This is a genomic window from Stieleria magnilauensis (assembly GCA_007753675.1).
Lineage (GTDB): Bacteria > Planctomycetota > Planctomycetia > Pirellulales > Pirellulaceae > Stieleria > Stieleria magnilauensis.
The window spans coordinates 6,264,783-6,278,959 of the sequence record CP036432.1 but is presented as its reverse complement, the minus strand read 5'-3'; the positions used below and the strand labels follow the sequence as shown (position 1 = coordinate 6,278,959).

11 protein-coding genes are annotated in these 14,177 nt (G+C 59.4%); 2 read left to right on the top strand and 9 right to left on the bottom strand.

Annotation, left to right across the window (positions count from 1 at the left end):
• Position 1: 1 nt before the first annotated feature.
• Both TBK1r_RS22405 and efpL read right to left on the bottom strand, forming a co-directional pair.
• A complete protein-coding gene (locus tag TBK1r_RS22405; protein WP_145215696.1) occupies positions 2 to 2,113 on the bottom strand; it encodes a transglutaminase family protein in 2,112 nt (703 codons plus the stop codon).
• 71 nt (positions 2,114 to 2,184) lie between these two features.
• The gene (gene efpL / locus TBK1r_RS22400; RefSeq protein ID WP_145215693.1) at positions 2,185 to 2,748 is read right to left on the bottom strand and encodes an elongation factor P-like protein EfpL; all 564 of its coding nucleotides are present in this window, start codon (positions 2,746 to 2,748) and stop codon (positions 2,185 to 2,187) included.
• 371 nt (positions 2,749 to 3,119) lie between these two features.
• On the opposite strand from efpL, the gene TBK1r_RS22395 reads away from it, so the two are divergent.
• Complete coding sequence (locus TBK1r_RS22395; protein WP_145215690.1) at positions 3,120 to 4,439, top strand: beta propeller repeat protein; 1,320 nt, start codon at positions 3,120 to 3,122, stop codon at positions 4,437 to 4,439.
• A 10-nt stretch (positions 4,440 to 4,449) separates the two neighbouring features.
• Here the strand turns inward: TBK1r_RS22395 and TBK1r_RS22390 are convergent, their stop codons facing one another.
• The 3 genes from TBK1r_RS22390 to TBK1r_RS22380 are packed head-to-tail and all read right to left on the bottom strand — an operon-like array spanning position 4,450 to position 6,752.
• Entirely contained in the window at positions 4,450 to 4,965 is a 516-nt protein-coding gene (locus tag TBK1r_RS22390; protein ID WP_145215687.1) for a hypothetical protein, read from the bottom strand.
• Positions 4,962 to 5,510 (bottom strand): response regulator, encoded by a 549-nt coding sequence (locus TBK1r_RS22385; protein WP_095739782.1) that lies wholly within the window; start codon positions 5,508 to 5,510, stop codon positions 4,962 to 4,964. Before TBK1r_RS22385 ends, TBK1r_RS22390 begins: the two co-directional genes overlap by 4 nt.
• 18 nt (positions 5,511 to 5,528) lie before the next feature.
• Positions 5,529 to 6,752, bottom strand: a complete 1,224-nt coding sequence (locus TBK1r_RS22380) for a sensor histidine kinase (protein ID WP_145215684.1) — start codon at positions 6,750 to 6,752, stop codon at positions 5,529 to 5,531.
• A gap of 203 nt (positions 6,753 to 6,955) precedes the next feature.
• Between TBK1r_RS22380 and TBK1r_RS22375 the strand changes: the two genes are divergently transcribed.
• Positions 6,956 to 8,047, top strand: coding sequence for a prenyltransferase/squalene oxidase repeat-containing protein (locus TBK1r_RS22375; protein WP_419580273.1), 1,092 nt, complete (start codon positions 6,956 to 6,958; stop codon positions 8,045 to 8,047).
• A 561-nt stretch (positions 8,048 to 8,608) separates the two neighbouring features.
• On the opposite strand, the gene TBK1r_RS22370 is transcribed toward TBK1r_RS22375, so the two are convergent.
• From TBK1r_RS22370 to TBK1r_RS22355, 4 genes are read right to left on the bottom strand one after another with little or no spacing between them, the layout of a single operon-like run.
• The gene (locus TBK1r_RS22370; RefSeq protein ID WP_145215681.1) at positions 8,609 to 9,583 is read right to left on the bottom strand and encodes an AAA family ATPase; all 975 of its coding nucleotides are present in this window, start codon (positions 9,581 to 9,583) and stop codon (positions 8,609 to 8,611) included.
• Positions 9,580 to 12,525: an AMP-binding protein gene (locus TBK1r_RS22365; RefSeq protein WP_145215677.1), complete on the bottom strand. Its 2,946-nt coding sequence runs from the start codon at positions 12,523 to 12,525 to the stop codon at positions 9,580 to 9,582. The genes TBK1r_RS22370 and TBK1r_RS22365 overlap by 4 nt, the downstream gene beginning before the upstream one ends.
• Positions 12,522 to 13,382 carry a hypothetical protein gene (locus tag TBK1r_RS22360; RefSeq protein WP_145215675.1) on the bottom strand — a complete coding sequence of 287 codons (861 nt, stop codon included), beginning with the start codon at positions 13,380 to 13,382 and terminating at the stop codon, positions 12,522 to 12,524. The genes TBK1r_RS22365 and TBK1r_RS22360 overlap by 4 nt, the downstream gene beginning before the upstream one ends.
• Positions 13,372 to 14,142 carry a class I SAM-dependent methyltransferase gene (locus tag TBK1r_RS22355; protein ID WP_419580272.1) on the bottom strand — a complete coding sequence of 257 codons (771 nt, stop codon included), beginning with the start codon at positions 14,140 to 14,142 and terminating at the stop codon, positions 13,372 to 13,374. The genes TBK1r_RS22360 and TBK1r_RS22355 overlap by 11 nt, the downstream gene beginning before the upstream one ends.
• Positions 14,143 to 14,177 lie beyond the last annotated feature (35 nt).

The following is a 14,177-nucleotide window of genomic DNA, read 5'->3' as shown; positions in this document are numbered from 1 at the left end:
ACTACGACTTGGGTTGCTGCCAGCGGAGATCCACGACGTGATCGCAGACGGCATCGCCGGGTGGCGAGACCGTCGAGGCGATCGTCTTTGCATCGATCGGCTCGACGACGCAGCGTTGTTCGCGCCGCTGACGGGCTTCATCCACGTCGGCGGGAAGCCCGGCGTAGGGTTCGCTTTTGGGGTGCCAGTCATGTAGCGAGACATGCCAGTGACCGGCGCGGGGGTGCGAGAAGCAGAGCGTCAGCGGTGACTGGGCGCCGAGGGTCGGGTGCAGTCCGCGGAGAGGGACGAAGCTTCGATAGCGCAGGCCGACCAGTGCGACCTCCCCTTGGTCATCCTCGATGCGCTGCAGCGGGATCGACCAGTTGCCGACGGTGACGTTCCAGTCATCCAGCGGTTCGTTCGGATCCGTCGGTCGCAGTCGAATTTCGATCCGCGAGGTGCTCGAGTCGATCAACCGCGAACCGCCGCGTTCTTGAGTTGCGACATCGCCGACCAGCGGCCAAAACTCCAGCGCCCTGCGGATTTCCAGATGCGCCGATCCGAGCGTCCGTTCGGCGAGGACCAGGTCGCGGTCGCGGAGCAGCAGTTGGACCAGCGGATCGCCGAGCTCCAAACCGACCGTGTCGAGATCGGCGAGGACTTCTTTCAGGTCGCGATGCAGGTAATACGGCAGCGAAAACCGCGAGTGTAATTTTGATCCCCAGTCGGTCAGGGGTTCGTCAAACGGGGCTTCGGCGAGCATGGTGACGATGGCTCGCAGCAGGGTCGCCAATGCCGCCGTGGTCTCGGGAGACGGTGCCATGCGAAACGCGCGGAATTCGACCAGCCCGTTGCAGCCTCGCCCACCCAAGAACGGATTCCAAAGCTTCTCGATATTGATTTCGGCTCGGTGGCTGTTCCCGGAGGGATCCGCCAGAAACGGTGCGAGGCTATTCCAGAGCGTGTCCGGCGTCGGGCTGTCGGTTCGCTTGAGGAGTTCGAGCGCGAGCGAAAAATCTGACAGATCGTGATGCAGACTTTCGTCTACCCGAGGCGCCTGGCTGGACGGGCCGACCGAGTCGGTGGCGTGAAGGTAGGACAGCGAGGGGTGTCGATTGAAGTAGCGAACGATGCTGGGCAACAAATGTCCGAGGGTCAGAAAGGGGCTGACCGAGGGGCGCGCTCCGCCCAGCGTGATGTGTCCGCCGCCGCCCGAATCGCTTTCCACCCCGTTGTACTGCAACCGCAACGGCGCAAGACGCTCCTGCTCCGCGGCGTTTTCCAAGTCGCGTAAATGTTGCAGCAGATCGACGGTGCAGGCGACCGGCGCCATGTTGATTTCGATCACCGCCGGGTCGGGCGTGATCGTCGTCCAGCTGACGGTCGGGTCGACCGGCGGAGCGTGTCCGCTGAGCATCACGGCGGACAGGTCCATTTCCAGCGTGGCCGTTGAGATGGCACCGAGCAACCGGCCGAACAGTTCGACGTCGGGAATTTTTGGAAGCTCCAGATTTGCAACACCCTGTTGATCCGAGCAAACGATCAAATAGTTCCCCGACTCTGCCAATTCGTCTTCGACTTCGGCGCCCACCACACGCTCGCTGTGCAGCGAGGATCTGGCCAGCGAGGGTTCCTGGGTGGCACAATTCGGCGGCGGGGTGCCATCGGTACGGAAAACGACGCGTTCCCGCAGCGGCGATTGAACCGTCATCGCATTCAAGCCGATCGCGCGGAGGGCTTTGGACAGCGTGGCGGCCAGCGCTGCCGGGTTGGTTGGTGTGTCTGATGTCGGCGATGCCGCGAGTGCGGGGTCGGGTGGGCCGGACCAGAGCCGTGCTCCGTCGCGTCGCGCGTAGATGCCCACCGACCAGCGTGGATGTGGTTCGCCGCCATATTGGCGACCGACACAACGCAGGACGGCGGCGCCGTGTTCGTGGCGTCCCAGCCGCGCCAGCATCTTCAGGGCGCGGTCCCGTTTGTCGTCGCCGAGGGCATCGAACAGCCACTGGGGAGATTCGGAGAAGCGATCGGTGTAGGTCGGTTCGGCACCGACCCAGATCGATTGCCCCGAACGCGCCACACGCTCGTCGTGCGCCGCCAAGGCTTGCATCACATCGTCGTCAGGATCCATTGCGATTCCACATCGTCAAGCCTGGTTCATGAAAGGTGCCGCGTCTGGACCGAGCGATTGCACTCGAGCAATCATGCACGAGCCAAGTATTCCCCGGTCCGGGTGTCGATCTTCAGCCGCTCGCCCTCTTTGATGTATTCCGGCACTTGGACCACCAGCCCGGTTTCCAGGGTCGCCGGTTTGCTCCGTGAGGTTGCCGAATTGCCTTTGACACCGGGGTCACATTGCGTGATCGTCAACTCCACGGCCGCCGGCAATTCCAGCCCCACGCAACCGTCGTTGTAAATCATCGCCCGCATGCCTTCCAAACCTTCGGTGACGTACTTCAATTCCTCTTCGACATCCTCCAGCGGCAACTCGTATTGCTGGTAGTCTTCCTTGTCCATGACGAACAGATGCGTCGCGTCGGAGTACAACAATTGAACTTCGCGACGCGAGAAGTCGGCTTCTTCGATCACGTCGGTGCCTTTCATCGTGATGTCGACCTTGTTTCGGGTCAGGACATTGCGGGCACGGAATTTGTACAACGTTGCCGCCCCCCGTGCCGAAGGCGAGTGGACGGTGATGCCGCGGATCAGGACGGGGGCACCCTCATGAACGACGACCGTACCTGTCTTGATATCTTTTGCGAGCATGTTTGGTTTTTCGCCAGCGATGGTAAACCGGTGAAGGGAATGGATCTGTGGCAGATTCTACGCGGCGAAAGTCGGCGGCTCAACGACACAGGTCAGACACTCGGTAGCCGATCCCGCTGGTCAATCGTAGCGGTGGCCGATGGCGGCTGTTAGAGTGGTTCGAGTGCTCCGACAACGTTTAGATTGAGGGTGCCGCGGAAAAGGGGTCAGGTACCAAAAATGCGAAGCACCCGTTGGGCCATTTGGTGTTTGGTACCTGACCCCTTTTCCGCTCGACTGCCCCCTTTTTTGCTCGACAAGCGCAACCCTAAATGCAGATCTGGACAGAGCACTCGCACCAATGTCTGCCACCCGGAACCGTCCCAATCGCTATGAAACTTCGAACGAAAGCCACTCTCTCCGCACCCCGGTCCCGGCGAACGTTTCTCGCCACCGCATCCGCCTCAGCCGGCGGTCTCCTGCTGCCCGGTGCTGCGGCCTTCTGGTGCTCCGCACCGGGGGGGCTGTGTGCGGCGACGACCGATGTCGGTTCCACCGATCACTTTTGGTATCGACTCGCGCCGCCAGGTCCCTACATCGATTCGCAACGCGACCACAAAGCGTTCGGGTTCGATGACGGCGCGGTTTATCTGTCCGAGGACAATGGTGCGACGTGGCCGCACCGGTTGCCGTTTCCCGATGCCGACAAGATCACGTTCAGCTGCATCCTGAAAAATGGCAACCTTCTGTTCGCCACGCTGACGGAACTGTTCTTGAGCACCGACAACCTGAAGTCGTGCAAGCAGATCATCGTCAAAGATCGCAAAGGCAATGACTACCTGCCGCACACGCCGCTGGATCCTGACAACCCGGGTTGGTATTTCCATCCGCTCGATGGCGTCCACACGTGGGATGTCGATGGCACGGAGATGCTGGTTTGGGGCAACTATTGCAACGTGCTCGGCGGTGCGGTTCCGATCAACATTTATTACTCCACCGACGGAGGCCAGACGGTCAAGATCGCGTTCTCGTTTGGGCAGAGTCCACAGTTCCAGAAGAAGGGCGCCGGCGCGGGGGATCTGCTGGGCGATCCCGAGATTCCGATCGTGTGCCGTCACATTCATTCGGTCGCCTATAATCCCGCTGAGAATGCGTTTTACGCTTGCACGGGAGACCATGATCGGGCGGATGGGGCGCGCGGCGACGTGCATGAATGTCATTGGATGCGCGGCACCTATGATTCGGCGAACGACTCCTGGGACTGGAAGGTCCTGGTGTCGGTCAATTCCAATTCGCGATACAAATCCGGCGGCATCAATTTTGTCGATGGCCGGCTCTACTGGGCGTCTGACGCCAACGGTCGCAACGGCGTGATGCCGCATGACCGCGGCATTTTTAGCTGCGACCCGGCCGACCTGGCGGACAAGTCCAAGCACACCCTGCTGTTCAATCCCGAATACGAATCTGCCAACATGATCATCCAGGACGGTGTGATCCTGTCGGCGCACTACGCACCCGCGTCGCCGTATGACACCGGATTCATCATTTCAACCGACATGGGAAAGACCTGGGCACAGTACGACCTCAAGCAATTCGGCAAACGGTCTGCCGTCCGCTTTCACCGTCGAAACGCCGAGGGTTGGTTCCGCGTCGACCTGAGAAAGGGCTGGATCGAGCGGGGCGAAGTGTTGTTCATCAAGCCGAAAATTTAGCGGTATTGGGCTAGGCCGGCGGCTTGCTGGCCGCAAATTCCCACGCCTCTCGATCCTGGAGCGTTTGGATCAGCGTTGGCACTGCCGTGGCGAGGCTGTCTTGGTCTGATGGGTCCAGGTCGCCGGCGACGGGATCGAGAGTCAGGGTGTCGTCGGACCGTTGCAGGTCGGTGACGAAGAACGCCACGGGCGGGCTGGTCATCCATTCCACGAAATGCTCGGCGACGCGTTGTGTCAGGTCCGGGTGGGAGCGTCGAAGGGATTCGTCGGCGACGAAGACGATGTGACGTGGTTTCATCTGTCGCCCCCAAAGTCGGTCACAGCCGCGTTGCAAGACACCGGACAGGCGATGGCGGAGGTAGCTGGCTTGTTCGTCGAGCGTCTGGCCGACGACGGGATCAAAGTCACCGGGTTCGGTGCACATCAGCGGCACACCTTGGCCGTCGGACGTGATGCCGGCGACCGACCAGCGTCGCGTCACCGATTCGATCAGCACGGCCAGCAAGACAGGTTCTTTGTCGGTCATCGTTGCTGCTGAAGTCGGGTCAGAAGTTGCGTCGCATTTTCGAGGTATCGATTCACCTCCTTGGCTTCGGTCGTCTGGCCGACGAGTCGCTTGGCATAGTCTTGGCCCTGTCCGAGGTGTTCTTTCAGGTCCGCCAAGAGCCGTCGTCGTTCGACCAAACGGTCATACTCGGCGGCGGCTTCGCGTAGCACGTCCACCAATTCGTCGGGGTCCCAAGGTTTGGTGATGTAGCGAAACAGCCCTCCCTTGTTGATCGCGTCGATCACCGCTTTGATGTCGGCATAGCCGGTGAACACCATGCGGATCGCATCGGGGTATTCCGATTTCACCTTGCCGATCAATTCGACGCCCGTCATCTCCGGCATCCGTTGGTCGGTCATCACGACGTGGATGGGATGCTCGCGCAGGATTTCCAACGCTTCCGCTCCGCTTTCGGCGGTGTAAAGGTTGAACTCACGTCGCAACAAACCCTTGATCGAAAACAGAATTTCGGGTTCGTCGTCAACGATTAAGATCGAATGTTTCAACGGCGTCTTTCCGGTCATCGTCACTCCACGCAAATGTCACTCGGTTTTGGGGCGTGGCGGTAGCGTCACACGGAAGGTGCTTCCCCGCCCCATTTCGCTTTCCACTTCGATCGTACCGCCATGGTCACGGACGATCTCGTAACTGATCGCCAGGCCTAAACCGGTTCCCCCGCCGACCGGTCTAGTCGTGAAAAATGGATCGAAAATGCGTGGCAGGTGCTCGGCTTCGATGCCACTGCCATGATCTTCCACTTCGACGGTGATCGTTCCTTCCTCGTCCGCGGACGTCCGCACAACCACGCGCCCACCGGGCGCGGTTGCTTGGATGCCGTTTAGCAATAGATTGTACAGTACCTGATGGATCTTGGCCGGATGGCAAGTCACGCGCGGCAAATCGTCGCGCAGGCACTTTTCCACGGAGACTTGGCCGGCTTTCATTTTGTGGGCCAGCACTTGCAGGGTCGACGTGATCGCCGCGTTGATATCCATCTCATCGAGTTCGGCTTCGTCCAGTCGAGCGAAATCGCGAAGATTATTGACGATGTCGCGAACCCGTTTGAGTCCCTTGGACGAACTTTCAAACAGCCGCGGCAGGTTTTCTTCGGTCCATTCCCAATCGCAGTCCTCTTCCAACTGACGAATTTCGTCAGCCAGATCCGGTCGGGCCGCTACCAACGTTTCACTCAGCCGGCGGTAGCTGGAAAGGGTTTCGGCCAGGACGGCGACTTCGCGGCGGAGCACCGACAAATTATTGGCGACGATGGAGATCGGGTTGTTGATTTCATGCGCCATGCCGGCGGCCAGTTGTCCCAGACCTGCGAGTTTCTCGCTTTGCACCAACGCGGCTTGCGTTTCGCGGAGTCGGCGGTTCTGTTCGGCCAGCGATTGTTCCAGCCGGATGATCCGCTCGCCTTCGCGGACACGCACACGCAACTCCTCGGTATCACATGGCTTGATCAGAAAATCATCCGCCCCAGCCTCCATCGCATGCACCAAATCCTCTTTTTCCGATTTCGCCGTCAGCAGGATGATGTAGGTGTAGTCGGTCGCCTGACTGGCGCGGATCCGCGTGACCAGTTCCAACCCATCCATTTCGGGCATCATCCAATCGCTCAGCACGAGCGGAAAACGCTCCTGTTGGTAACGCTCCCAGGCCTCGGCACCGTTCTCGGTTGCGACGATTTCATAATCCCATTGTTTCAGCGACTCGACCAACACATGCCGCATCATCGCCGAGTCGTCGGCAACCAGTATTTTCATGACCGGCATTTCCTTGGCGAGGGTTCCAGCTGCGACGTCTGCCCGCTGTAGCGTCAGTACGCAATCCGCTACGGCGCTGCAGTTTACGGTATAGTTTGGCAGGTCTCGTCAGGCTAGGTGGCAAAACCGGGAATCTTGACGGACCAGGAGAAATGAATCGACGTGCCGTCAAGGCACGCTCCCCAAGCTCAACAGGGCGATCGATGACGACGAAGCAACAAGCTGCCGCGGTGTTTTTCGGGTTCCTCTCGTGTTTCGTCGCCTCACTCGCCCACGCCCAAGGCATCGTCACGCTGCAATCCGTCCCCGCGGAGCGTGAGCCCATCACCGCCGATGAACCCTTGGCGGAACAGTTTTCAGCCAAGCAGGCGGCGATTTATTTGGATCGTGCCGCGCTGACCTGGCAGAAAGAAAAGAAATGTGTGACCTGCCACACGAATATGCCCTATCTGTTCGCCCGACCGGCTCTGGCGTCGATCCAACAGGACTCGGGGGAGGTTCGTGAGTTCTTCGAGCAATACCCCAAGGTGCGTTGGAAGAACAAGGGACCCTCAGAGCGACACGGGTTTTGGACGATCGTCGTCGCAGCTGCATTGACGTTCAACGACGTGCAGACCACGGGCGAGCTCAGCCCGGTCGCCCGCGAGGTGTTGGATCTGATGTGGACGGTGCAGCGTGAAGACGGCGGATGGGTTTGGCCGGATTGTGACTATGCGCCGATGGAGATCGACGACCATTACGGCGTCACACTCGCGGCACTCACCGTCGGGATCGCACCGGACGGCTATGCCGAAACGGAAGCAGCCCGCGCGGGTCTGGTCAAACTCCGTCACTATTTGGAACATGACCCGCCCAAATCACTGCATCACCGAGCCATGATCGCTTGGTGCTCGCTGCGGATCGACGGTATCGCCGACGACGAACAACGGGCGAGAACGCTGCAGCAACTGCTCGCCCTACAACGCCCCGACGGAGGGTGGTCGACGTCCGGTTTCTTGTCCGACTGGAAAGGTCTGCAGCGCGACGACGGCGAACCCTTGGACGTCCAGACCAGTGACGCCTACGGCACCGGATTGGTGATCGTGATCAGCCGTGAACTGGGCGTGCCGGCGGACGATCCGCGATTGAAACGTGGCGTCGAGTGGTTGCTCACCCATCAACGCGAAAGCGGAAAGTGGTTCACGCGTTCCCCCGTCAACGACGCCGGTAATCTGATTTCCAACACGGGAAGTGCGTTGGCCGTGCTGGCCCTTCAATCCTGCGGAACGCTGCCCGGTTGGCCGCTGGGCCAATGACGTTAACCCGCAGGGCAACGCTGTGAAGCATTTTTTAGCGGTAGGGCGCGAGCCCTCCGGTGTTTCGGGAACGATGAGCGACCGGAGCGCTTGCGCCCTGCTGCTAATACCTCATTTTTTAGCGGCAGGGCGCGAGCCCTCCGGTGCTTCGGGAACGATGAGGGACCCGATCGCTTGCGCCCTGCCGCTAACACCTCGTCAAACGCAGGAAAAAAATGCTTCACAGCGTTGATCCGCAGGGGTTGTCGGGCGGTTGTGATTGGCATCGTAGGGCAGGCTGTGCCTGGACTGCGCGGGATATCTTTCTTGTATGCGATGCGGCGGTGAACGATTCGAGTTTTTAGTCCCTTGCGGCACTGCGGTTCACTCCGCTCGGTTCGCCAACGGCGATCAACAACGTAGCCTGGGGTGGCGGTCACTACGCTGCGCTCGTTCCCTGACCCCAGGCTATGTTGTGCATGCCCTCTGGGCAAATGCCGTGAAATGGTTTCCCCATTCACATGATTTGGTGTCAGGCGGTCGTCCTGCACAGCATGACCGACATAATTGCGGCATCATGGATCACTCCGTCAGCAATGCGTCCAACGCATCAACGGCCGTTTGGAATCTCTCTTTCCAGGAACCTCGCAATACGACGTAACGTCGCTGGTGTGCTTGCAGCACCGTTTCACATCGCTGGAAAAAGTTGCTGCGGTCTCGGGGCAGGTAGCGAACCTGGTCTTCCACCCAAGGCACGTCCACGTCGGTCAACAGGGTCAGATCGTAGGTTCGCCGTCCTGCTTCACGGGTGACTTCGTCTGGGCAATCGTCGAACAGCCAATCACTCCAGATCGTCGTCAACAACAAGTCCGTGTCGCAAAACAACACGCGGTCGGCCGCCCGAGCCAAGGCATCTTCACTGGCAGCTTGCCCACGCGCAATGCGTGTAATGTCAGCGGCTTCAATCCGTCCCTGCTGGGACTCGATCAACGTGCGTGCATACTCGGGAACGGCGATGGTGCGAAAATGTTCCGCCAAGTCTTTCGCCAGCGTGCTCTTGCCGGTTGATTCAGGACCGAAAACACTGACGCGTCGAACAAAGTGACTCCGCACACAAGGCGGAAGATATCGCCAATGGGCGAGGGGCTTTTCGCGGACCTTGGTTCCACTGACCGGCATCACGCTGCGATCGATGTCCACTTGCACGAACTGTGCTCCCAATACCTCGGCCAATTTCCACCCGTACGGTTCCGAAGCAAAAACGTAGTCCAACCGCTGGGGAAGCAAAGGGCGCAGCGCGTCCTCCCAGAGTCGCCAAAAATCAGGGTGTTCCGATGGGTCTTGCGGCAGTTCCTGGTCCAGATGTACCACACGCGTTCCCGTTCCGGCGAACATTTCTCGCATCCACTCGTAGCGTCGGGCGCCAGGTATCGGCTCTGCGGCAAGCGTGCCGACGACGACCGTCAAGTCGTCGACATAGTGCCGCGCGAAATCAACGAGATACGCATGCCCCAGGTGAGGCGGCAAGAACTTTCCCAACACCATTCCCGTCGTCATGCCTCCGCCCTCCTTCGGATCGATTCCAACATCACACTCGCCATTGTCTCCAGTTGCCGATCACTGACCGGACGGATCTGATCCCCAGTGGGTTGCAGCACATGGTTTGCCCGCGACGCATCGAATCGAGTCTTCGTCGCCAAAAACAAATCCATCGCTCGGTGATTATCTGAAGCCGTCGTTCGATTGTTCAACGCCAGGCAAGCCGCCGCGACGTCCCGACGGTCGACGTCCGTGTTCGTTTCATCCCGTTGGTAGCGATCTGCCGTGCATTGGAAATGCTGACGCGATACCGGTGCCAAATCAATCCCCACTCGTTGCATCGCCCCGAGCCAACGCGACGCGGAAACCGGTTGCGGACCGCACAGGTGGAACGCACCGGAATGGTTGTCGAGCAAGAGGCGGATGATTGCGTGCGCCGCTTGATCCACCGGTGTCACGTCAAAACAAAAGTCGTCGATGCCTTCGGGGTATTGCCCCAGCAACGCGATTCCCCGCGTGAACATGGCCAGCTGGTCGTGAAGGCCGCCGACGCCGTGTTTTGTGTCTCCGGTCAACAGTCCCAACCGATAGATCGCCGGGGTTTGCGTTCCCGCGATCGACCACAACAACTTCTCGGCCGCCCACTTGGTCTGGCCGTACCCGCCAAACACCCGTGCCGGTGTCTCCAATCGATCCATCTCGTCGTAACATGTTTCTTCGCGGTCGGTCGCCACGAAAACCGACAATGTCGACGCGTAGTGAATGGCCTTGGGCCTTCGATCGCAGGCCAGCCGCGCGAGCGTCGGCAGCGAGTCCAGATTGACCGAACGCATCGTCTGGAAATCATCAAGCAGATGAACCCGGGCAGCCAAATGGACAAGGTCGGTGGCCTGATCGGCGATGCGCGCCCACTGGTGATCCGACAAACCGAACTGGTGCGCCGCGAGATCGCCGCAAATCGGCTGAACGTCATCGGGGCCGAGCGAATTGACATCGCTTCCCAAAAACGTTTTCCGCGAATGGTTGATTCGCTGCAGCGCCTGCGTCGAATCGTTGGCACGAACCAGACAGATGAGTTTTGTTCCGTGATTTTCCCGCAGCAATGCGTCGATCACCCAGGTGCCCAAAAATCCGGTTCCCCCGGTCAGCAAGATCACTCGATCACGGTTGTTGATCGGTTCAATGACGGGCAGGTCGGGAGCCGCGACCGACAATTGCTGCACGATTGAGTTTAAACTAGCGGTCGTGGCGGCGCAGGTTGATTCGCAATCACGCAAGCTCTCGCGTAGCGTTTGGTGTTGTAGGTTTGCGGAATTCAATGCCAGGCCGTTCGCTTCGGCCGCCGCGAGCAGTTCCATGGCCGCCAATGAGCTACCGCCGGCGGAGTCAAAGGGATCATCCCATCCGAATCCGTCGTGTCCGAGCACTTTCACCCACAGCGAACGAAGGAGTGCAGCTGCTGGGGACTCTGGCGCAGCCTGCAGTTCAGTCTCTGACGCGTTCACCAAGGCGGACGCCGCAGCAACGTCCACTTTTCCTGTCGCAGTCTTCTTCATCGCATCGACGACTTTGATCGTCGTCGGAACCATCCAGCGCGGCAACGTGTTCTGCAAATGTTCTCGCAGTGATGGCACACACAGTCCCACCGAATGACTCGGGCTGACGATTGCCGCGATCGCGCGAACCGATCCGCGTTCATCCCGCAGCGGCACGATGGCTGTTTCAGAGACCGACGGATGTTCCAGGATGCGTTTGCGGATCTCTTCCGGTTCGACGAGCTTTCCGAGCAATTTAAACTGCCGGTCGAGTCGACCTAGGAAAACGCATTCGCCCGAGGCATTCCGGCGAACGCGATCGCCCGTTCGGTACCAGCGGGTCGATCCGCGAATGACAAACTTCTGGGCGGTCAATGGCGGATCGTTGACATAGCCGGCGGCCAATCCTGGACCGGCGATCCACAATTCACCTTCGTCATTGACTGTCGGTGCTCCATCTGCCGTCGCGCTGCTGCGATCGGAAACGCCGCCATCAACCGGTTCGACGTGATACTGCATGCCGGCGATCGGTGTTCCAAGCGTCGGCAGTTCTCCCGGTCGGCATATTTTGATGCTGGTGCACACGGTCGCTTCGGTCGGCCCGTAGACATTGAACAGACTCAACTGGCTGGAAAACCAATCAATCCCTTCGGCGGAACAGACTTCGCCACCGACCACAACGGTCACCAGCGATTCAGGGAGGTCGCATTTCTGTTTCCCGATTTGGGAAACCACGGCAGGCGGCAAGTCGGCGTAAGTGATGCCTCGATGTTCGATTCGTCGCATCAGTGCCTGCGGCGGCAAGGCTTGAATATCAGACTCGATCACCAAGGTGCCACCGGCCAACAGCACCGTTCCGATGTCCGAAATCGACGCATCAAAACAAATCGAAAGATAAAAAAGTGAACGCGTCTTTGGATCGAGCTGAAACGCTTGGATCTGATCGTTCAGGACCGGCACCAATCCGAGGTGCGTGACCGCGACGCCCTTCGGTGCGCCCGTCGATCCCGACGTGAAGAAGATGTACGCCAATTCGGTGCCTTGCCGAACGGACCGATCACACGAGACCTCTAATTTGACTCCCAGTGACGACAACGAATCGGGATGCAATGTTGCCGCGATCCCCGCCCGCCGAGCGTTCGCGTTTCGCACTGCTTCGGGGATCACGTCAGGCAGCGGCAGCGCGGCGCAACCGGCTCGCCAAATTCCGATCAGGCTGGCGACATATTCGATCGACTTTTCGATTCGAATGGCAATCACGCTTTGCCGCGCGATGTTCGCGCGATGGATCAAGTCGGCGATTTCACGCGACATCGATTGCAGTTCACGATAGCTGCAGCGGCGACAGTCGTCCTGTTCGATCGCGACTTGTTCGGGAGCTTCGATCGCGACCCGGTCAAATTCAATCCAAAACGGATCCGTCATGGCCCTCGATCCGCCGGCGAGACGGGGATGTGTCCGGCCAATGCATCACCGGTCGAACGATTGTCGACGTTCTTCGGCCCCAACCCCTTGTCGTGATCTGGCAAGCAAACGGTTCGAAAGTCGATGCTCAGTCGAGTTTCGCCCGATTCGATCGGCACGGTTTGATGGAGATGCTGGCCGGAAAACACAATCACCTCCCCCGCCTGTGCTTCGAACGCGACCCGCTGCGCCTGCGGCAACGATTCTTGCAATCGCGGATAGAGTTCCCGGCGACCGGCTTCGGCATCCTGCCAACCGATCTTCAAATCGGTGCCTTTGGATGTCCACTGTCGATAATCGAAACCACCGGAGTCATTGTCCACGGCTCGATCAAAGTAAAACGGCAGGAACGAAAACGTCTCGTATTTGGATACCGGATGCAACGGCATCCACCAGGTGATCTGGCACTGCGGGTTGGAGTACCACGTGTCACGATGGGCATAATAAACCGGTGCCGCAGCGGGATTGTGGTGACCGCCCTCGGTGATGACACGCAATCGGACGGGATCGCAAAGATGTTGATTTGCGTCGCATCCGGTTTGCCGCAACAGATCCGCGATCCCCTGCCGACAGACATCGGATTCGTAGAATTCGCGTCGCAGCAGCCCGGCTTTCTGAAACAGTTGGTCGCCGGAAAGGCGTTTGGAGGCGTTGCGGGGATCGTCTCCAAAAACTTGGCAAACGCGATCCCAGCAATGGTCGCGCATTCGCAGCGTCGTTTCCGAAGACGGCAGCAGGAAGACGGTTCCGGCATACAGCGCCGCCCGGAATGCTTCGTCGGTTTGACCCTCGTAGGGTTGGATGAAATCATTCGACACTTGGATTGCTCCCAACAATGACACAGCGTGGAGAATCGGCGGCCAGCGTGCCGCCGCAGGGCGAGAAAGCATTCACGTCGACAAATCCGCTGTCGCGAAACATTTGGATCAGCTGATCGGGCAAATAAATTCGGAGCGAACTTTCATGGGTGCGCACCGACCGGTCGTCCATGCGGTACTCCCAAACCTGGTGCAACGTACCGGTGGACGCGCAGATCCGAGACGTGCGTGTCAACGAGACGCCGCCAGGGTGCGTCGAGGAAATCGACGTTTGAAAGTTGGCCAGCAAATGCAACATGTTGGGAAACTCCAGCAACATCACTCCCGCAGGACGCAGCGATTGCCGCGCGGCGTGAAGCATCTGCTGGTTCCACGCATCGTCGCGTGAATAACCAAAACTGCTGTGCCAGTTATAAACAACATCGACGGGTGGGGCGTGTTGATACGTCAGCGCGTCGGCGACCACAAATTCCGCTCCGCCATGACGTTCGCGGGCGAGCCGCCTGGCATGGTCGATGTAGAGTGGCGATTGGTCGATGCCGATCACGTCGACACTACGGATTGCCAACTCGCACGCATGTTGCCCCAGACCGCAACACTGATCCATTGCCGATTGTCCCTGCGACAAGCCGGTCAAGCGTGTGATGGTGTCGACCTGATCTCGGATCACGTCGGGATCTTGATCGGCCAGCACCACCATGGCCACGTCGTCATAAAACGTCTTCCACCACTGGGTTTCGACGGCAGTTGGTTGTTGCATTCGGGTCATGTCAGGTTGCGTGTCTTGAATGTGTG